Source organism: Pseudomonas gessardii, assembly GCF_001983165.1.
Taxonomy (GTDB): domain Bacteria; phylum Pseudomonadota; class Gammaproteobacteria; order Pseudomonadales; family Pseudomonadaceae; genus Aquipseudomonas; species Aquipseudomonas gessardii.
The window spans coordinates 109,016-128,704 of record NZ_MNPU01000004.1; the positions used below are offsets into that span (position 1 = coordinate 109,016).

At 62.0% G+C, this 19,689-nt stretch carries 20 protein-coding genes; 13 read left to right on the plus strand and 7 right to left on the minus strand.

Annotated features, from left to right (window positions below):
• The first annotated feature begins 3 nt into the window (after positions 1 to 3).
• From BLL38_RS04895 to BLL38_RS04910, 4 genes are all read left to right on the plus strand, one after another.
• Positions 4 to 537, plus strand: coding sequence for a GNAT family N-acetyltransferase (locus BLL38_RS04895; protein WP_076961528.1), 534 nt, complete (start codon positions 4 to 6; stop codon positions 535 to 537).
• Positions 534 to 839, plus strand: coding sequence for an urease subunit beta (locus BLL38_RS04900; protein WP_076961529.1), 306 nt, complete (start codon positions 534 to 536; stop codon positions 837 to 839). The genes BLL38_RS04895 and BLL38_RS04900 overlap by 4 nt, the downstream gene beginning before the upstream one ends.
• 111 nt (positions 840 to 950) lie before the next feature.
• Complete coding sequence (gene ureC, locus BLL38_RS04905) at positions 951 to 2,651, plus strand: urease subunit alpha (RefSeq protein WP_076961530.1); 1,701 nt, start codon at positions 951 to 953, stop codon at positions 2,649 to 2,651.
• A gap of 100 nt (positions 2,652 to 2,751) precedes the next feature.
• The gene (locus BLL38_RS04910; RefSeq protein ID WP_076961531.1) at positions 2,752 to 3,897 is read left to right on the plus strand and encodes a sensor histidine kinase; all 1,146 of its coding nucleotides are present in this window, start codon (positions 2,752 to 2,754) and stop codon (positions 3,895 to 3,897) included.
• Between the two features lie 388 nt (positions 3,898 to 4,285).
• Here the strand turns inward: BLL38_RS04910 and BLL38_RS04915 are convergent, their stop codons facing one another.
• A complete protein-coding gene (locus tag BLL38_RS04915; RefSeq protein WP_076961532.1) occupies positions 4,286 to 5,230 on the minus strand; it encodes a DnaJ C-terminal domain-containing protein in 945 nt (314 codons plus the stop codon).
• A gap of 272 nt (positions 5,231 to 5,502) precedes the next feature.
• Here BLL38_RS04915 and BLL38_RS04925 point away from each other — a divergent pair, with 272 nt between their 5' ends.
• Positions 5,503 to 6,771, plus strand: coding sequence for an Hsp70 family protein (locus BLL38_RS04925; RefSeq protein WP_076961534.1), 1,269 nt, complete (start codon positions 5,503 to 5,505; stop codon positions 6,769 to 6,771).
• 135 nt (positions 6,772 to 6,906) lie between these two features.
• On the opposite strand, the gene BLL38_RS04930 is transcribed toward BLL38_RS04925, so the two are convergent.
• From BLL38_RS04930 to BLL38_RS04940, 3 genes are all read right to left on the minus strand, one after another.
• A complete protein-coding gene (locus BLL38_RS04930) occupies positions 6,907 to 7,920 on the minus strand; it encodes an AI-2E family transporter (RefSeq protein ID WP_076961535.1) in 1,014 nt (337 codons plus the stop codon).
• A gap of 197 nt (positions 7,921 to 8,117) precedes the next feature.
• The gene (locus tag BLL38_RS04935) at positions 8,118 to 8,417 is read right to left on the minus strand and encodes a PsiF family protein (protein WP_076961536.1); all 300 of its coding nucleotides are present in this window, start codon (positions 8,415 to 8,417) and stop codon (positions 8,118 to 8,120) included.
• Positions 8,418 to 8,488: 71 nt separating this feature from the next.
• Positions 8,489 to 9,277 (minus strand): AraC family transcriptional regulator, encoded by a 789-nt coding sequence (locus BLL38_RS04940; RefSeq protein ID WP_076961537.1) that lies wholly within the window; start codon positions 9,275 to 9,277, stop codon positions 8,489 to 8,491.
• A 98-nt stretch (positions 9,278 to 9,375) separates the two neighbouring features.
• Here BLL38_RS04940 and BLL38_RS04945 point away from each other — a divergent pair, with 98 nt between their 5' ends.
• Entirely contained in the window at positions 9,376 to 10,248 is an 873-nt protein-coding gene (locus BLL38_RS04945) for a DMT family transporter (protein WP_076961538.1), read from the plus strand.
• Here BLL38_RS04945 and BLL38_RS04950 read toward each other — a convergent pair.
• A complete protein-coding gene (locus tag BLL38_RS04950) occupies positions 10,245 to 11,135 on the minus strand; it encodes an esterase/lipase family protein (protein ID WP_076961623.1) in 891 nt (296 codons plus the stop codon). The two genes, BLL38_RS04945 and BLL38_RS04950, sit on opposite strands and share 4 nt — an antisense overlap.
• A 255-nt stretch (positions 11,136 to 11,390) precedes the next feature.
• A complete protein-coding gene (locus tag BLL38_RS04955) occupies positions 11,391 to 13,460 on the minus strand; it encodes an AsmA family protein (RefSeq protein WP_076961539.1) in 2,070 nt (689 codons plus the stop codon).
• Between the two features lie 368 nt (positions 13,461 to 13,828).
• On the opposite strand from BLL38_RS04955, the gene BLL38_RS04960 reads away from it, so the two are divergent.
• Positions 13,829 to 14,248 (plus strand): hypothetical protein, encoded by a 420-nt coding sequence (locus BLL38_RS04960; RefSeq protein ID WP_076961540.1) that lies wholly within the window; start codon positions 13,829 to 13,831, stop codon positions 14,246 to 14,248.
• A 152-nt stretch (positions 14,249 to 14,400) separates the two neighbouring features.
• The gene (locus BLL38_RS04965) at positions 14,401 to 15,033 is read left to right on the plus strand and encodes a TetR family transcriptional regulator (RefSeq protein WP_076961541.1); all 633 of its coding nucleotides are present in this window, start codon (positions 14,401 to 14,403) and stop codon (positions 15,031 to 15,033) included.
• 5 nt (positions 15,034 to 15,038) lie between these two features.
• Here the strand turns inward: BLL38_RS04965 and BLL38_RS04970 are convergent, their stop codons facing one another.
• Positions 15,039 to 15,557 (minus strand): C40 family peptidase, encoded by a 519-nt coding sequence (locus BLL38_RS04970; RefSeq protein WP_076961542.1) that lies wholly within the window; start codon positions 15,555 to 15,557, stop codon positions 15,039 to 15,041.
• A 341-nt stretch (positions 15,558 to 15,898) separates the two neighbouring features.
• Here BLL38_RS04970 and ureE point away from each other — a divergent pair, with 341 nt between their 5' ends.
• From ureE to BLL38_RS04995, 5 genes are all read left to right on the plus strand, one after another.
• Positions 15,899 to 16,399 (plus strand): urease accessory protein UreE, encoded by a 501-nt coding sequence (ureE, locus tag BLL38_RS04975; protein ID WP_076961543.1) that lies wholly within the window; start codon positions 15,899 to 15,901, stop codon positions 16,397 to 16,399.
• A complete protein-coding gene (locus BLL38_RS04980; RefSeq protein WP_076961544.1) occupies positions 16,396 to 17,070 on the plus strand; it encodes an urease accessory protein UreF in 675 nt (224 codons plus the stop codon). The genes ureE and BLL38_RS04980 overlap by 4 nt, the downstream gene beginning before the upstream one ends.
• Positions 17,071 to 17,079: 9 nt before the next feature.
• The gene (ureG, locus tag BLL38_RS04985; RefSeq protein WP_076961545.1) at positions 17,080 to 17,694 is read left to right on the plus strand and encodes an urease accessory protein UreG; all 615 of its coding nucleotides are present in this window, start codon (positions 17,080 to 17,082) and stop codon (positions 17,692 to 17,694) included.
• 23 nt (positions 17,695 to 17,717) lie between these two features.
• Positions 17,718 to 18,290 carry a HupE/UreJ family protein gene (locus BLL38_RS04990; protein WP_076961546.1) on the plus strand — a complete coding sequence of 191 codons (573 nt, stop codon included), beginning with the start codon at positions 17,718 to 17,720 and terminating at the stop codon, positions 18,288 to 18,290.
• 184 nt (positions 18,291 to 18,474) lie between these two features.
• Positions 18,475 to 19,596 (plus strand): AGE family epimerase/isomerase, encoded by a 1,122-nt coding sequence (locus tag BLL38_RS04995; protein ID WP_076961547.1) that lies wholly within the window; start codon positions 18,475 to 18,477, stop codon positions 19,594 to 19,596.
• Positions 19,597 to 19,689 lie beyond the last annotated feature (93 nt).

Here is a 19,689-nt window from a genome sequence, read left to right on the forward strand (position 1 = left end):
CCGATGAATGCTGCCCAACTGCGTCGAGTCAATGCTGAAAGTTTTGCCCATTACCGCCTGGGTTTGATTGAGCTGTTGCTGGACGCGGTGAAGCATGGCGCTTCGGTAGGTTTCATGGCCGACTTCGATGATGCCCAGGCCCGCACCTATTTAAGCGGTGTGCAGGCGAGTATCGAAGAGGGCAGCCTGCTGCTCTGGGTAGTGGTGCGCGACGAGCAAGTGATCGCCAGTGTGCAATTGGCGTTGTGCCTCAAAGCCAACGGCCTCAACCGCGCCGAAGTGCAAAAACTGCTGGTGCAAAGCAGCGCCCGCCGCCATGGCCTGGGCCAGCAATTGATGAGTACCCTGGAACTGTGTGCACGCCAGCACAAGCGCGGCCTGCTGTACCTGGACACCGAAGCCGGCTCCCCCGCCGAAGCCTTCTACCAGGCGCTGCGCTACACAAAAATCGGCGAGCTGCCGGACTACTGCCAAAGCCCGGACGGGCGCTACAGCCCAACCGCCATCTACTACAAGACCCTGGGGCAACCTGCATGATTCCTGGCCAATTCCAGATCCAGCCTGGCGAGATCGAACTCAACGTCGGTCGCCGTACCCTCAGCCTGAATGTGGCCAACCGTGGCGACCGGCCGATCCAGGTGGGTTCCCATTACCATTTTTTCGAGACCAATGACGCGCTGACCTTTGACCGCGCCCAAAGCCGCGGCATGCGCCTGAACATCCCGGCGGGCACGGCGGTGCGGTTTGAGCCGGGGCAGAGTCGCGAGGTGGAGTTGGTGGAGCTGGCAGGGTTGCGCCGGGTGTTCGGGTTTGCCGGGAAGATCATGGGTGATCTTTAGGGCCTCATCGCAGGCAAGCCAGCTCCCACATGGGAATGCATTTCAAATGTGGGAGCTGGCTTGCCTGCGATAGCGGATTCACATTCAACACAAACTCTTCAGGACACCCCTATGAAAATCAGCCGCCAAGCCTACGCCGACATGTACGGCCCCACCGTCGGTGACAAGGTCCGCCTCGCCGACACCGAACTGTTCATCGAAGTGGAGCAGGACTTCACGGTTTATGGCGAAGAAGTGAAGTTCGGCGGCGGCAAAGTCATCCGCGATGGCCAGGGCCAAAGCCAACTGCTCGCCTATGAAGTGGTGGATACGCTGATCACCAACGCGCTGATCATCGATCACTGGGGCATCGTCAAGGCCGACGTTGGCTTGAAGAATGGCCGCATCCACGCCATTGGCAAGGCCGGTAACCCGGACATCCAGCCCGGCGTGACCCTGGCCATCGGCGCCAGCACCGAAGTGATCGCCGGTGAAGGCATGATCCTCACCGCCGGCGGCATCGACTCACATGTGCATTTCATCTGCCCGCAGCAGATTGAAGAGGCGCTGACCAGCGGCGTCACCACCATGATCGGCGGCGGCACCGGCCCGGCCACCGGCACCAATGCCACCACCTGTACTTCAGGCCCGTGGCACCTGGCGCGCATGCTGCAAGCCAGCGACTCATTCCCGATGAACATCGGCTTTACCGGCAAGGGTAACGCCAGCCTGCCCGAGCCGTTGATCGAGCAGGTCAAGGCCGGCGCCATCGGTTTGAAGCTGCACGAAGACTGGGGCACCACGCCCGCCAGCATCGACAACTGCCTGAGCGTGGCCGATGAGTACGATGTACAGGTGGCGATCCACAGCGACACCCTCAACGAGTCAGGGTTTGTCGAAACCACCCTCGCCGCGCTCAAGGGCCGCACCATCCACACCTATCACACCGAAGGGGCCGGCGGCGGGCATGCGCCGGATATCATCAAGGCCTGCGGCTTGCCTAACGTGCTGCCCAGCTCCACCAACCCGACCCGGCCGTTCACCCGCAATACCATCGACGAACACCTGGACATGCTGATGGTCTGCCATCACCTCGACCCGAGTATTGCCGAGGATGTGGCCTTCGCCGAAAGCCGCATCCGCCGCGAGACCATCGCCGCCGAAGATATCCTGCACGACCTCGGCGCGTTCTCGATGATCAGCTCCGACAGCCAGGCCATGGGCCGCGTGGGCGAAGTGATCATGCGCACCTGGCAAACCGCCGACAAAATGAAGAAACAGCGCGGGCCGCTGCCCGGCGACGGCGCAGGCAACGACAACTTCCGCGCCAAGCGCTATATCGCCAAGTACACCATCAACCCGGCGATCACTCACGGTATCAGCCATGAGGTGGGCTCCATCGAAGTCGGCAAATGGGCCGACCTGGTGCTGTGGCGCCCGGCGTTCTTCGGCATCAAGCCCACGCTGATCCTCAAGGGCGGGGCGATTGCGTCCAGCCTGATGGGGGATATCAACGGCTCGATCCCCACCCCGCAACCGGTGCACTACCGCCCGATGTTCGCCAGTTTCGGCAGCGCGCTGCACGCCACCAGCCTGACGTTTATCAGCCAGGCGGCGCTGGCCGAGGGCCTGCCGCAGGCCTTGGGCCTGAAGAAGCAGATCGGGGTGGTCAAGGGGTGTCGCCAGGTGCAAAAGAGCAACCTGATCCACAACGATTACCTGCCAAGCATCGAGGTCGACCCGCAGACCTACCAGGTCAAGGCCGATGGCGAGCTGTTGTGGTGCGAGCCGGCGGACGTGCTGCCGATGGCCCAGCGTTACTTCCTGTTCTGACCGTTCATCGGCAGATACCCGCCGTGCCAGTGAAGCGAAGAGGCGTAAGGCGCTACGATGCGCCACGCTTCTTCACCGTCTTGCACTTGGGAACCTGGCTATGCGCCTATCCGAATTCATCGTGTTGCATGCCGAGCGGATCGTCGATGAATGGGAGCAGTTTGCCGAAACCCTGACCCCGGCCGCCGACACCTTGAACCGCACGCAACTGCGCGACCATGCACACTCGATCCTGCTGGCCGCCGCACGGGACATGAACACCCGCCAGAGCGCCAGCGAACAGGCCGCCAAGGCCAAGGGCGAAGGCCCGGAAAAAACCCCAAGCCTGGACGCCGCCGCCGCCAGCCATGGCGAACTGCGCCATACCGTAGGCTTTGACCTGGTGCAGATGACCTCCGAGTTCCGCCACCTGCGCGCCTGCGTGATCCGGCTGTGGGTCGATAGCCTGGCGTCGCCGGATATGACGTATTTCCAGGACATGATCCGCTTCAACGAAGCCATCGACGAAGCCCTGGCCGAATCCACGGCGGCCTACGCCGAACAGGTCAATCGCTCGCGGGATATCTTCCTCGCCATCCTCGGCCACGATCTGCGCACACCGTTGCAGGCGGTGAAGATGTCCACCGAGATGTTGTTGCGCAAGGCCCCGTTGGACAGCCATGGCCTGGGCCTGGTGGGCAATATCCAGAAGGGTGCCCGACACATGGAGGCGATGGTCAGCGATCTATTGGGGTTTGTACGCAGCCGGCTGGGCAGCAGTCTGCCGATCGAGCCCAAGCCGATGAACCTGGCCGACGCCGCCAGGGAGGCCATCACCGAAGCGTGCGCGAGCCGCCCGGATTGCCAGGTTCACTTGCATCTCCAGGGCGATACCCAGGGGTTGTGGGATCGCGGGCGCATTGATCAGCTGTTGCAGAACCTGATTGGCAATGCCTTGCAGCACGGCCTCAACAGCCAGGCGGTGACCCTGAGCCTCGACGGCTCCCCTGGCAGCGTAGAACTGCGCATGCACAACTACGGCCCGCCGATTCCCCAGGAGGCGCTGGGCACCGTGTTCGACCCGCTGGTGCGCAGCACTACCGAAGAGCCGGGCAGCAACTCGACCAGCCTCGGGCTGGGGTTGTTTATCGTCAGGGAAGTGGTGGAGGCCCACAGGGGTACGATTGAAGTGGCGTCCAGCGAGACGGCAGGCACCACATTTACCGTGATACTGCCGCGCCGGTATCTGGGAGCTGTCGAGCTTTAGCGAGGCTGCGATAGCGGTGGACCAGCCAACATCAATGCCAGCAATACCACCGCCATCGCAGCCTCGCCGGGGCTCGACAGCTCCCACATTGGGCTTGTGTGCCTGACATAGATTGGGAGGCGCCGCCGCTCCCTTGGGGGAGCTGATTGGGCTTGTATTCCTGTCACACATTTAGAAGCGCCGCCAATCCCTTGTGGGAGCTGATTGGGCTTGTATTCCTGTCACAGATTTAGAAGCGCCGCCGATCCCTTGTGGGAGCTGTCGAGCTTTAGCGAGGCTGCGATAGCGGTGGACCAGCCAACATCAATACCAGCAATACCACCGCCATCGCAGCCTCGCCGGGGCTCGACAGCTCCCACAGGGTTCGCCTGCCCACCACAGGGATCGGTTAGCGGGTCCAGGTTTCCCGTGGATCAAAATTGGCCTTTTTCGCCAACTCCTGCCACAACGCCTTGACCTCCTCGTCGCTGCTTTTGGGCATCACCGCCTTGAGCTGCACAAACAGATACCCACGCTGCCCGGCCTTGTTCAGCAAGCCATGGCCCTTGGCCCGCATGCGCTGGCCATTCTGGCTGCCGGCCGGCACCTTGAGGTTGATCTTGCCGGTCAGGGTCGGCACCGCGACTTCCGCGCCCAGGGCCAATTCCCACGGGGCCAGCGGTAAAGTGATCACCAGGTTTTCGCCTTCCACCTCGAACTTCGGATGCGGCGCAAAACGGATGATCAGGTACAGGTCGCCATTGGCGCCGCCGCCAATCCCCGGTGCACCCTGGCCCTTGAGGCGGATCCGCTCGCCATCGGCCACACCGGCCGGGATCTTCACATTCAGGCTCTTGGTGGTGTTACTGACGTGCTGGCCCGCCGCATTGTATTGCGGCACCTGGAAGCTGACCGCCTTGGACTCGGTGGACAGGGTCTCTTCCAGGAACACCGGCAGTTCCATCTCCACATCCTGGCCGCGCCGACCGGGGCTGCGCCCTTGCCCGCCGCCAAAGCCGTTGCCACGGGAGCCAAAGATCGAGCTGAAAAAGTCAGAAAACTCGCCGCTGTCCTGGCCACCGCCAAACCCGCCACGGCTTTGCCAGCCTGGTGGCCCCTGGAAGGGCTGGCCATGCTGGCCATAGCGGCGCAACTCGTCGTATTCGGCGCGCTTGTCGGCACTTTTCAGCGCTTCATAGGCTTCCGAGGCGTCCTTGAACTTCTCCTCCGCGTCCTTTTCCTTGCTGACGTCGGGATGATACTTACGGGCCAGCTTGCGATAAGCGGCCTTGATCTGCTTGTCATCGGCCGTCGGCTCGACACCAAGAATCTTGTAATAGTCTTTGAAATCCATGGGGGCATCACCATCCGTTATCGAGATCGCACAGTCGGGCCCTGCCTGCCGGGGCATTGCGGGGCGGTTCGAGGTGCGTCAGAAAATTATCGGCGGCTTGCAGGACACACTTGATCCTTTCGACAGCCACCAACCGTATGCACAGGAGTTGGGGGCAGCGAGCCGAGCTTTCAAGGTAACAAGTCTGCTGTATTTAGCGGATAGTCGGCCTACGCATCTGCACGCGAGTGACATACACTGCGCGGCCGTTTTTTAACCGGAACCTGTTAGACATGAACAACACCTCCCCAGCCCGTGCCTGCGGCATCGACTTCGGCACGTCCAACTCCACTGTCGGCTGGATCCGCCCCGGCATGGAAACGCTTATCGCGCTGGAGGACGACAAGATCACCCTACCGTCGGTGGTGTTCTTCAACTTTGAAGAGCGCCGCCCGGTGTATGGCCGCCTGGCGCTGCACGAGTACCTGGAAGGCTACGAAGGCCGCCTGATGCGCTCGCTCAAGAGCCTGCTGGGCTCCAAGCTGATCAAGCACGACACCAGCGTGCTGGGCACGGCCATGCCGTTCAAGGACCTGCTGGGCCTGTTTATCGGCCAGCTCAAGAACCGCGCCGAAGCCACCGCCGGCCGTGAGTTCGAGGAAGTGGTACTGGGCCGCCCGGTCTTTTTCGTCGACGACGACCCAATGGCCGACAAAGAGGCCGAAGACACCCTGGTGGACGTGGCCCGCAAGTTGGGCTTCAAGGAAGTCTCGTTCCAGTACGAACCGATTGCCGCGGCCTTCGACTACGAATCCACCATTGAACAAGAAGAGTTGGTCCTGATTGTCGACATAGGCGGCGGTACGTCCGACTTCTCCCTGGTGCGCCTGTCGCCCGAGCGGCGCAAGCACGACAACCGCCACGACGACATCCTCGCCACCGGCGGCGTGCATATCGGCGGGACCGACTTCGACAAACAGCTCTCGCTGGCCGGCATGATGCCGCTGTTCGGCTACGGCAGCCGCATGAAAAGCGGCGCCTACATGCCCACCAGCCACCATATGAACCTGGCCACCTGGCACACCATCAACTCGGTGTACTCGCAAAAATCCCAACTGGCCCTGGGCAGCATGCGCTACGACATCGAAGACACCGGCGGTATCGACCGCCTGTTCAAGTTGATCGAACAACGCGCCGGGCACTGGCTGGCCATGGAAGTGGAAGAGACCAAGATCCACCTCACCCACGACGACAGCCGCCATGTGCCGCTGGACCGGGTAGAACCGGGCCTGAGCGTGGAACTGAGCCGCGCCTTGTTCGAGTCGTCCATCGACAACCTGCTGGAACGGGTGCGCAATAGCGTGACCCAACTGCTCGACGACGCCTCGGTGGACGTGGTCCAGGTCGACACGGTGTTCTTCACCGGTGGCTCCAGCGGCATCCCGGCCCTGCGCCAGAGTGTTTCGGCGATGCTGCCCAATGCCCGGCATGTAGAAGGCAACATCTTCGGCAGCATTGGTAGCGGGTTGGCGATCGAGGCAAGCAAGCGTTACGGCTACTGAGTATTAGCTGAAACCGCGGCGCGCTCTTTCGCGAGCAAGCCCATACACATTTGGACCGCATTCCCAAGGCGGAACTCGGTCGAAATGTGGGAGCGGGCTTGCCCGCGATAGGGCCAGCCTAGATGCTCTCAATCTTCAGACCATCCCACCCAGCTTCAACTCACTCTTCAAATACGCATAGTAAATCGGCCCTGCCACCACCCCAGGCAGGCCGAATGCGGCTTCAAACACCAGCATCGCCAACAACAATTCCCACGATTTGGCGCTGATCTGCCCACCGACAATGCGTGCATTGAGGAAGTACTCGACCTTGTGGATCACGATCAGGTAGCCCAGCGCCGCCACGGCCACCCAGATCGACAGCGACAGGGCGACGATGGTGATCAGGGTGTTGGACATCAGGTTGCCGATCACCGGCAGCAGGCCCAGCAGGAAGGTCAGGACAATCAGGGTCTTGGTCAGCGGCAGGTGGATCCCCATCAGCGGCAGCACCACCGCGAGGAAGATCCCGGTGAAGACGGTGTTGAGGGCGGCGATTTTGATTTGCGCAAAGACAATGTTGCGAAAGGCCTGGACCAGCAGGTGCAGGCGGTCGAACAGCGCGGCGGCCAGGGGTTTGCGCTTGGTCAGGTCGGGCACCCGTTGCAGGGCGATGATCGCCCCCAGGACCATGCCGATCAGCAGGGTCACGAACATATGGGCCGCGTCCTTGCCCACCAGTTGCAATTCGCTCAGGTGCTTGCTCAGCCACTCGCCGATGGCCACGCGAAACTCGGCGGCGCTGGCTGGCAGGTAGGCGTCGAGGAAAGGCGGCAACTGGCCGCGTGCGCGGTCGACCACGCCCATGAATTTATCGAGGGAGGCCCCGGGGTTTTCCGCTTCGTGCAGCAAAAAGCTGATGGCGCCGGCGAAGATCAGGGCCAGTGCGCTGACGATCACAGTGCCGAGCAACGCCACTGCCAGCCAGCGCGCGCGCCGGCCTTCGATCAAGCGCTGCAGTTGTGGGGTGAGCATGTTGACCAGTTCAAAGACCAACAGGCCGGCCAACAGGCTGGGCAACAGCTTCAACGGCAGAACCAGCAACAACCCGCCGAAAATGATGATGTAGCTGGCCAGCAACAACACATGACGCTGAGAAAACGTTGGCATACAGCCTCTAAACGAACGGCGTTAAAGGATGGGCAGTCTGCCAGCCTTGGGGCAATCAAGCGAGAAGTCTGATGGCTGTGAACACCGCAAAATGTGGGGGCGGGCTTGCCCGCGATAGCGCAGGTTCAGTCAATATCTCGCGGGCTGACACACCGCAATCGCGGGCAAGCCCGCTCCCACAGGGGTATTTAAGCGGCTCAGCCTTTGAGGCAGGTGCTCATAAAGGTTTTGCGCGCATCGCCGGTCAGCGCCTTGGTTTTTGCCGACGCGTTGCAGTCCTTCATTTTTTGCTGCTGCGGGGTCAGGGTCTTGGCGTCGTTGGCGGCCGGGGCCGAGAGGCAGGTTTTCATGAAGGCCTTGCGCTCGTCGCCCTTCAAGGTCTTGGTGGAAGCTTCGGCATTGCAGCTGGTCATTTTGTTTTGCTGGGCAGTGGCCGCAAACCCTTGGGAACAGAGCAGCAGACCGATCATCAACAACGGAATACGCAACATCTTCATGGAGTTTTCTCCCTGTTACCACGCCGATGGGCGCGGCCTCCCCTGCAGTGTAGACAAAGCTTGTTACACCTTCACCTGTTACGTAGGTTCGTCCGTCGGTACTGCTCCGGTGTACAGCCGGCCTGGCGCTGGAACATCGCAATAAACGCCGAGGCAGTGCTGTAGCCCAGGTCAAACGCCACTTCCTGCACGCTGCGAATACTTTCCAGCGCCTCAATGGCCGCCAAAAAACGCAGGCGCTGGCGCCACTCGCCAAAGCTCATGCCCAGTTCGCGCACAAATTGCCGGGCCAGGGTGCGCTCGCTGACATGCACCTGCTGCGCCCACTGCGCCAGCGCGCGGTTGTCCCCAGGCTCGGCCTGCATGCCTTCAAGCACGCTGAGCAGGCCGGGGCTGCTGGCATACGGCAGGAAACACTCATGCTCCGGCGCCTGGCGCAGTTGGTCCACCAGCACCTGGGCCAGGCGCACGTCGGCCTCGTTGGCCGGGATATTCACGTCGCGCTCGGCAAAATCACTGAGGATGGCCTTGAGGATGTCGCTGATGGTCAAGGTGCAGGGCTGTGCGGGCAATTGCTCGCACAAAGACGGCGCCAGGTACACCGAACGGTAGACAATCGCCTGGGCGTTGTAGGAGCTGTGCTGGGTATTGGGTGGGATCCACACCGCGTATTGCGGCGGCGACATAAACCGCTTGCCGCCCACTTCAAAGCGCATCACGCCACGGGCCGAGTAATCCAGGGAACCCCAGGCATGCTGATGGCGGGAGGCACGGCTGTCGGCGGCAAATTCCGAGTAGCGAAAATACACCGGGGCCGGCAGTACATCGAAATCGGGCAGGTTGATATAGGCTTGGGACATAGTTGTCTGGATGTAACGGCGGTTTGTCTGGATCGAAGTATAGGCTTCGATCCAGACAAAGGATAATCAAGCCTCACTAACGTTCTCGGTTCCTTGCGATGCAATACGCTTATCCCCTGCTGGCCATTTTTATCTGGGCTGGCAATACCGTGGTCAACAAACTCGCCGTGGGCTCGATATTCCCGGCCGAAATCGGCTTTTATCGCTGGTTGCTGGCGGCCATCCTGTTTACCCCGTTCATGCTCAAGCCGGTGATTGCCAACTGGGCGCTGATCCGCCCCAACCTGGGCAAGATCGCTGTACTCGGCGTGCTTGGCATGGCGGTCTACCAGAGCCTGGCGTACTACGCCGCGAGCCTGACCAGCGCCACCAACATGGGGATCATCCTGTCGCTGATGCCCTTGATGGCCCTGACCGCGGCCATTATCAGCCTGGGCCAGCGCCTGACCTTCGGCGCCCTGACCGGTGCGCTGCTGTCGTTTGCCGGGGTGGCGGTGGTGGTGTCGGCCGGCAGCCTCGGCGCGCTGCTACAACATGGGGTGAACCTGGGTGACGCGATGATGCTGGTGGCCACCCTGGCCTATGCGATCTACAGCACCCTGCTGAAAAAATGGCAACTGCGCCTGCCGCCCCTGGTGTTGCTGTATTTGCAGGTGCTGGTGGCGGTGGTGGTGCTGTTCCCGCTGTTCCTGGCCTCGGACAAGGTCGGCCTGGGCCCGTCGAATATTGGCCTGGTGGTGTACGCCTGCCTGCTGGCCTCGATGATCGCGCCGCTGGCGTGGATGCATTCGGTCAAACAGTTGGGGCCAAGCCGCACCACGCTGTTTTTCAACCTGCTGCCGTTGATCACCGCACTGATTGCCGCGGTGGTGCTCAAGGAACAGTTGGCGCTGTATCACCTGGTCGGCGGCGTGCTGACATTGGGTGGGGTGATTTTGTCGGAGCGCTGGACGACGCCGGTAAGACGTTAAAGCCCGGCCGCCTTCAACCGCTGCGCATGCTCGACAAACAGGCGAATCGGCTCGGCGCCCTTGCCCACCAGGCCCAGTGACTGGTTGACGATATCGAAATGGTCCAGCGCATAGTCATCGCCGATCACCGTGCCCAGGTGTGAGCTGTAGCGCCCGACCATGCCGTCGCACTGCCCCTTCTCCTTGACGAAGGTGCGCGCAAACAACCGGCAACTGCGGTTTGTACCGTCCAGCAGGTTGCGCCCGCGATCGGTCTTGCCCGGCTGCAGGGTGCCGGACCAGGAGTAATAGCGCACACCATTCACTTCCTCGGCGCCCTGCCCGCCCCAGGTGTCTGGCAAGCCTTGGGGGTATTGGCGATTGAACAGCGCCACGCCCTCGCAGGTCAGCGACTGATGGGACGCGTGGATATCCACCGCAAAGCGCGGGCCGCGATAGCCGGTTTCCAGAAGGCCCATCAGCATGCCCACCAGACGCAGCAGCGCGCTCATGATCCGGCCCTTGGCGCTGTCGGCCGGGTAGTGGGTGTGCAGGTAGTCTGCCAATTCCGAACCGTGGTTGGGCCCCGCCACCGAGGTCACCGAAGCCACCCATTCCGGGCGTTTGGCCGCCGCATAACGAGCGGTGAGCGAGCCCTGGCTATGGCCGATCAGGTTGACCTTATCGGCGCCGGTCTGGCGGCGTATCTGCTCGATCTGCTCCAGCAACTGCTCGCCGCGCACCTCACTGGAGTTGAGCGGCGCCACCTGCACCGCAAACACCTGCGCCCCACCGGCACGCAGGGCCGGGACAATGCCGTACCAGTACGAGTACAGCACCAGCCGTACAAACCCGAGCATGCCCGGCACCAGGACCAGGGGATAACGTGTAGCCAATGTCTGGGCCATGGTGGCGAACATCCTTGAAGGGGCGATTGGGCTGATCCTAGACCAGCCCTATGGCAATCGATATGACACCCGGCAATATCCAATAAAACGTTCTCAACGGCCTGTAGGCCTTTTAGCGCGCGAACTAATGTGGGAGCGGGCTTGCCCGCGAAGACGTCGGCCCAGCAAACATTGATGTTGACTGACCCACTGCTATCGCGGGCAAGCCCGCTCCCACACAAGCCCGCTCCCACATTGGGTTGTGGGTTTCTTCAGTCAGCCTTTCACCGTTTTCGGTGCCTTGCCTTCCTTCATCTGCTGCAACAGCGGCACACACTGGTTCGGTACATCACCGCTCGGCGCCACCAGTGCCAGCAGGCCTGCCGCAGGTGCAACGATCACACCCAGCGCCACCATCCCCGCGCCACGCAATAACAGCGGCACGGTCTTGACCCCGGCATTGGGTTTGATAAACGGCCCGTTGACGTACAACGGCGAGCGCAGCGAGAACAGGCGGAACCCCTTGGACTCTGGGGTAATCGTCAGGTCCAGTTGTTCGCTGGCCATGTTTACGGTGCCGTCGATGTAGATGATCGCGTTCTCGGTGTCGAACACAAACAGCCGGCTGGTGGCCAGGCCGGTCTTGATGCCGAAGTCCGCCGCCGCACAGTTGATCTTCACGTCCTTGTCGCCAAACAGCTTGCCGATCACGTAGTTGCCGACATTCAACCCGGCGATTTCCATCAGGCCACGGCTGATGGCGCCGTCGTTGATAAGCATTTTCAGATCGCCATTGGCACTGCCCAAGAGCGCCGCCACCGAGTTACCGCGCCCGGCGATATCGGCATCGCCGTTGAGCTCGCCAAAGCTGGTCTTCATCGGTTCAAAGGTGGGGAACAGTTGCTTGAGCTTGAAGTTGCGCGCCGTCAGTTTCGCCCGGCCTTCCAGCGGGGTAATGCGGCCATTGAGGCGGATCTGCGCATCCAGCTTGCCGCCCGCCACGCCGAAGCGCAGGGGTTCGAGGCTCAGTTGGCCGTCGTTGAGTACCAGGTGCGTATAAAGGTCGGTGAACGGCAGGTCGGTGCTGTGGACAATGCGCTTGCCGGTAAACTCGACATCGGCGTCCATATCGCGCCAGCGCTCGGTGCGGAACTCTTCCACCGGCAGCACCTTGGTCGCCGGTTGCTTGCTCGCCCCGCCACGGGCCTTTTGCTTGGCATTGGAGTCAGCACCGATCAGCGGCGCCAGGTCGGCCAGCAGCAGTTGGTTGGACACCAGTGCGCCACTGAGCTTGGGCCGTGGCTGGCTGGCGACGTAGGCCAGGTCGCCGTGAATATCACTGTTGCCGATCTTGCCGTTGAACTGCTCATAGCGGAACGACGCACCGCCGGCTTCATGCAGCTTGGCAATCAGGCGACCGTCGGTGGAGTAGGCCGGCGAGTCCGGTAGGGTCACGCCGGTCAGTGGGTAAAGATTGCCCAGGCTGGTGCCGGACAGTTTCAGGCGCAGGTCCAGGGCGCCGAGGTTCAGGGGGTCGGTCAGGGTGCCGGCCAGGGCGATGCGGGTATCGCCGATCTTCGCCTGGGCTTGCAGGGGGAATGGCCTGGCCGCGTCTTGCAGGGCCAGCAACCCGCCGATCTTGCCGCTGCCCGCGAGTTTCTGGCCGTGGTACTGGCCGCTGACCTTGAGGCCGAAGGCATAGTCCTGGGGTGTCGCGCCCTGCTCCAGGGCCTTTTTGGCATCGCGCTCGCCGACGATTTCGCTGAATGCGATGGGTTTGCCCAGGAGGTCGATCAGCACATCGAGGCGGGTCTTGAGGGTCTGGTCGTCGAGGGTCACGTGGCCCTTGTCAAAGCCGATGGCACCGATATCCACCACCCAGTTGGACGGTTCGGCATTCGGGTCCTTGGGGTCAAAGGTGAAGGTCCAGTTGGCGCGGCCATCGGCCAGGCGCTGCAACTCGGCACTCGGTTCGGTCAGGTCGATGCGCGGGATCACCACGCGCTGGGCCAGTAAGGCCAAGGGCGAGATGCGCAATTCGACGCGTTTGAGGGTGACCATCTGCGGTTTTTTCGACCACTCGGGGTTGCCCAGACTCAGGTCTTCGGCCACCACATGGGGCCACGGCACCCAGGCGCGCCAACCGCCTTCGTCTGGCTCGCGCTGCCAGACCACAGCCAGGTTGCCATTGATGGCAAAGGCGCGATGCAGCTCTTCGGAGACTTTGGCATTGAGTGGCGGCTTGATCCGGTTCCAGTCGAAGAACACCAGGATCAGTACGACGGCGGCGATCAGCAGAACGAAGCAAGCACTGCTCCAGGCGAGAATTTTACGAGTGCGCGTCATTGCACAGGGCTCCTGATTACGACTGCGCGTGCCACTGGCAACGCGCGCAAGGGCTAAAGCTTATATGGCTACGACTGGCAAATGGCCTGGGGGTTTAACCGCAGCGGGGAATTAGCGGTGAAAAGTACTTTTTCTGACTAATCCGACAGCTTCTTTCATCGATCGCGCACTGTTGTTACCCACGCCCGTGTCGAAAATACCCACCCCGGTGCAAAAGCGCGTGCTTGAGAGGTACGGTCTAGAGCCTCGGCGCAGAACAATCAATTCCGTTGATTATTACCATTGTGTTTATGAACTTTTATATCGAGATATCGAGAGTAGCATGAGCCCTGTACCCACTTTATCGCCCTCCCAAGGAGCAACTCATCATGAAACGCCAATTACTGCTCAGTGTTGCACTCTCTGTCCTGGCCACCAGTGCTTTTGCCCTGCCAGCAACAGAGCAAACCATCCCACAAGCCAAGGCCGACGCCTCGCACATCAGCCAGACCGTTGCCGAAGGTGGTCGTGATCGCCTGGAGCAGAAAGGCCTGGTCGAAGGTGGCTCGGACCGTCTGCAAGAGCGTAACGCCGTAGCCGAAGGCGGCCGTGATCGCCTGGAACAGAAAGGCCTGGTCGAAGGTGGTTCGGACCGTCTGCAAAAACGCGAATTTGTCGCCGAGGGCGGCCGTGATCGCCTGGAGGAGAAAGGTCTGGTTGAAGGTGGCTCGGACCGTCTGCAACAACGCGAATTTGTCGCCGAGGGCGGTTCCGACCGTCTGGCTGAAATGCATAAAGCCACGAGCTAAGCCCGTGCCGGCCCTGAAAAAAGCCCGATCCCCAGTGATCGGGCTTTGACTTTGTGTGACCCGCGCCACCTTTGTCCTGTTTCAAGTTCGACGCCGGTAAAGTTGTTTTGCTAGAGTGCGTCGCTGTCCTTGTCTACAAAGCCCACCCGCCAATGCTCCCCCGCGCCGAACAGAAGCAACAGACCCGCCTTGCCTTGATGGACGCAGCCCGCCATCTGATGGAGGGTGGCCGAGGGTTTGGCAGCCTGAGCCTGCGGGAAGTGGCCAAGAGCGCCGGCATCGTGCCCACCGGTTTTTACCGTCACTTTGCCGATATGGACCAACTGGGCCTGGTGCTCGTCAGTGAGGTCGGCCAGACCTTCCGCGCTACCATCCGCCTGGTACGCCACAACGAATTCGTCATGGGCGGCATCATCGATGCCTCGGTGCGGATCTTTCTCGATGTGGTGGCAGCCAACCGTTCACAGTTTTTATTCCTGGCCCGCGAGCAGTACGGTGGTTGCCTGGCCGTGCGCCAAGCCATCGGCGCGCTGCGCGAAGACATCACCTCGGACCTGGCGGCCGACCTGACCCTGATGCCCAAGCTCCAGCACCTGGATGCCGACGGCCTGCATGTGATGGCCGACCTGATCGTCAAGAGTGTGTTCGCCACCCTGCCCGACATCATCGACCCACCCGCCGCCGCCCTGCCGGCGCACCTCACGCCCCAGGCCAAGATCACCCAGCAACTGCGCTTTATCTTTATTGGCCTCAAGCACTGGCAAGGCCTGGGCAGCACCGAGTAGAGCGATCAACGCACCGCATGGAAACGCTTGGCGGTGGTGTAGTTCTTCTTCCAGTAGGCGTTGGCCAGGGAGTCGATGCGGATATTCTTGCCCTGGCGCGGCGAGTGAATGAACTTGCCCTCGCCGACATACAGGCCGACATGGCCGATCTGGCTGCTGCCATTGGCCTTGAAAAACACCGCATCGCCGGGTTGCAGTGCATCCGCCTTGATCGTCGCCGCCGTTGAGCGGTGCATCGCCGCCGTGGTGCGCGGGATAACAATATTGGCTTCGGTCTTGAACAGATAGACCAGCAGCCCGCTGCAATCGAACCCCTGCTCCAGCGATGTGCCGCCCGATTTATAAGGTTTGCCCAGCAACTCATGGGCGCGGTCGACCACATTGGCGATGGTCGGTTGTGGCAGGGCCTGTAACGCTGAACTGAACGGAGCCGGTGAAACGTAACGCTGGCTGAAACTGGCCGAGGCAGATGGCGCCATGCCAAAAAAACCGGCCATGACCACACATAAAAAAGACTTGAACATGATGAACGTCGCACTGGATTAAAGACGGTGCGAAATCCTAGAGAAACAACGCGTGGCGAGATGAGCGGGAAATCTATGGTGTGAGTAGGATGATTCCCAAAATGCATTACAGATAAATAACCGAAGGCAAGCACCTACAAAATATCGTGGGACGCCCGCCAAAATCGCCCAATTCAGGTGCCAGAACGACCCATGGCGCACCATAATGGGTCAAGTCGTCTCCGCGCCTGCGGCCTGTTTAGTGGCGAAACATCCTACATCCACGGTGTTTTCCTACACCACGCCTGATTGGCAAGCCCCTTGCTCTAGCCTGTTTATCGCTCATAGCTGGAAGCTTCCCGATGCTGGTGATCCACCGCCGAATTGCGCCCCAACCCATCTGGGCTGCGGAGTTGCTGCTGAACTTCGACGCCCGCAGCAAAAGCCGCCTGCGCTGTTTCAGTGCCGAGGGTGAAGACGTCGGCCTGTTTCTGGAGCGCGGCCAGCCGCCGCTGTACGACGGCGAATGCCTACAGGCTGAAGACGGACGTGTCGTACGCGTCTGCGCACGCCCTGAACAACTGCTGCACGTGACCTGCAGCAGCGCCTTTGAACTGACCCGTGCGGCCTATCACCTGGGCAACCGCCATGTGGCCCTGCAAGTGGGGGATGGCTGGCTGCGCCTGCTCGATGACTACGTGCTCAAGGCCATGCTGGAGCAGTTGGGGGCCCACACCCAAACCCTCGAAGCACCGTTCCAGCCCGAACACGGCGCCTACGGTGGCGGTCACCATCACTCGCGCCACGGGGATGAAGACTTCAACTACCCGCCCAAACTGCATCAGTTCGGCGTGCGCCTGTGAACCCGGCCTGGGCGCTGCTGCGTCTGGCCAGTCCGCAATTGCCGATTGGCGGCTACAGCTATTCCCAGGGCCTGGAAATGGCCGTGGACAATGCCCGTGTCCGCGATGCCGACAGCGCCCGCCGCTGGATCAGCGACCAACTGCTGCTCAACCTCGCACGCTTCGAGGCGCCACTGTTGCTTGCCCATTGCCAGGCCGCTGCGGACCAGGATTGGGAACGCCTGCGCCAATGGTGTGAAGAACACCGCGCCAGCCGCGAAACCCGCGAACTGTTCCAGGAGAGCCGGCAAATGGGCTACTCCCTGCAACAACTGCTCAACGGCCTGCCGGAATTGGATGACGCGGCACGGCGTTTTCTCGACGCCACCCACGAACCCCATCTGGCCCTGGGCTGGGCACTGGCGGCCCGTGCCTGGGCGATTAGCCCCGACGACGCCCTGGCCGCCTGGCTGTGGAGCTGGCTGGAAAACCAATTGGCGGTGTTGATGAAAACCCTGCCCCTGGGCCAGCAAGCCGCCCAACGCCTGACCAGCGAACTGCTGCCCTTGCTGCAACAGGCCCAGCAGGATGCCAGCCAGCGCGCCCCTCATCACTTTGGCAGCGCCGCCTTCGGCCTGTCCCTGGCATGCATGGCCCATGAGCGCCAGTACAGCCGCCTGTTCCGTTCCTAGGAGAACCCCATGAACACACAACCTTTGCGCGTCGGCATCGGCGGCCCCGTCGGCTCCGGCAAGACCGCCCTGACCCTGGCGCTGTGCCTGGCCCTGCGCGATCGCTACAACCTGGCGGTGGTCACCAACGATATCTATACCCGCGAAGACGCCGACTTCCTGGTGCGCAACCAGGCCCTGGCGCCCGAGCGCATTATCGGTGTGGAAACCGGCGGCTGCCCGCACACGGCGATTCGCGAAGATGCCTCGATCAACCTCGAAGCGGTGGATCAACTGAACCGGCGTTTTCCCGGCCTCGACCTGATCCTGGTGGAGTCCGGCGGCGACAACCTGTCGGCCACCTTCAGCCCCGAGCTGTCGGACCTGACGATCTACGTGATCGATGTGTCGGCCGGCGACAAGCTGCCGCGCAAAGGTGGGCCGGGGATCTGCAAATCGGACCTGCTGGTGATCAACAAGATCGACCTGGCGCCGCTGGTCGGCGCCTCGCTGGAACTGATGAACAGCGACACCCAGCGCATGCGTGGCGGCAAGCCGTTTGTGTTCAGTAACCAGAAAACCGGCGTTGGCCTGGAAGCAATCGTCGCCTTTATCGAACGCCAGGGCCTGCTGACCGCAGCCTGAGCCCTCTTACCAAGGAGCTGTTTATGAGCCTCAACACCCTGTTTGCCGCCGCCCTCCTGCTACTGGCCCCGACCCTGGCCCTGGCCCACCCGGGTCATGGCGACAATGGCCTGGTGGCCGGTATCAGCCATCCCCTCGGCGGGCTGGACCATTTGCTGGCGATGCTGGCCGTCGGCCTGTGGGCGGCGCAGCAACAAGGCGCGGCGCGCTGGGTGCTGCCGTGTACGTTTGTCGGCACCATGCTGCTGGGTGGCGTGCTGGGTTTTGAAGGGTTGGCCTTGCCGGCCCTGGAAAGCGGGATTGCCGCGTCGGTATTGGCCCTGGGCCTGGCGGTGGCCTTGGCGATTCGCCCACCGCTGGCGGTGGCCGTGGCCGCAACAGCCGTGTTTGCGCTGTTCCATGGCGTGGCCCATGGCCTGGAGCTGCCGGATATGACCAGCCCGTGGGCGTATGCGGCCGGGTTTGTCGGGGCGACGGCGGTGCTGCATGCGGCCGGGTATGCACTGGTGCGTTGCCTGCCGGCTGCGGCGGCGCCGCTGGTGCGGGTGGCGGGGGCGGCTTCGGCGGCGACTGGAGTCTGGTTGCTGGCAGGCTGAGTGATGCAGTGCTGTTGAGGGCCTCATCGCGAGCAAGCCCGCTCCCACATTTGACCGAGTTGTACCTTTGGAATGGGGTCGAATGTGGGAGCGGGCTTGCTCGCGATAGCGGTAGCAAAACCACCGCAGCCCCCAAGCCTGCTAACATGCGCGGCAAACACCCCTGCCGTGACGACGCCAGCCGATGCCCATCGCTCCAAGCTCTGCCCTCAAACCTCAATTGAACGCGGTGCTCGCGCACTTCAACGACCTGATCGTGCCGCTCTGGCAGGGCCCGGGCTGGAATGCCGAGTTGGCGCTGCCCTATGAGGCGCTGGACGCCGACCATCGCCCTTTGCCCCCACAACGCTACCGCGCCATGGCCTGTGCCCGGCAGTTGTATGTGTTTGCCAGCCTGATCGGCGAGCCAGGCAAAGAGTTTGCGCAAGAACGCGCCGCAGCGTTGTTTCGCTCGCTGCAACGGCACTTCCACGACGCCGAACACGGTGGCTGGTTCTACAGCATCGACCCCCACGGCAATCCGCTGGACCAGCGCAAAGACCTGTATACCCACGCCTTTATCATCTTCGCCTGCGCCCATTACTGGGCCAAGGTCCGCGAGCCGTTGGTGGAGTCGGTGCTCAATGCCGCCCTGGAGGTGGTCGCCGAGCGCTTTGCCACGGGTGACGGCCTGTATGAGGCGGTACTGGAGCGCAACTGGTCGTCCCTCAAGTCCGGCCCGCTGCAGAACCCGCTGATGCATCTGGCCGAAGGCTTGCTTGCCACCCTCGCCGTGCGGGAAGACGCGGCGGTGCAACAGGCCCTGCTGGCACTGGCGACGGCCATGCAGCAGCGCTTTATCGAACGCCAGCATGGGGTGATGATGGAAAAGCCCCTGGGCGCTGTGGATAACTGGTTCGAGCCGGGGCATCAGTTTGAATGGTTTTTCCTGCTGGAATCCTCGCCCGTACTGCGTGGCACGCCCCTGCATACGTCGCTGAGCCGGGCCTTTGCCTATGCCGAGCAGACGGGTGTGGATAACCTGAGCGGTGCGGTCAGTGGCATGTTGGCGCTGGACGGCAGCGTGCGTGACGCCACCCAGCGGATCTGGGCCCAGGCCGAGTACCTGCGGGCATTGACCTTGCGCCCGGGCAGCGCGGCGGTGCTGGAGCGCCAGTTGCTGGCGTTGCAGCAACATTTTTTGCATGCCAGGGGCTGGAATGAATGCCTGGATGCCAAGGGTGAGGTGAGCCGGCGGGATATGCCGTCGACGACGCCCTACCATTTGGCGACCTGCTATCAGGGGTTGAGCGAGTTTCTCGGCTGATCTTTCCGGCCCCATCGCAGGCAAGCCCGCTCCCACATTTTTGAATGTGTGAACCCATTCAACTGTGGGAGCTGGCTTGCCTGCGATAGCCTC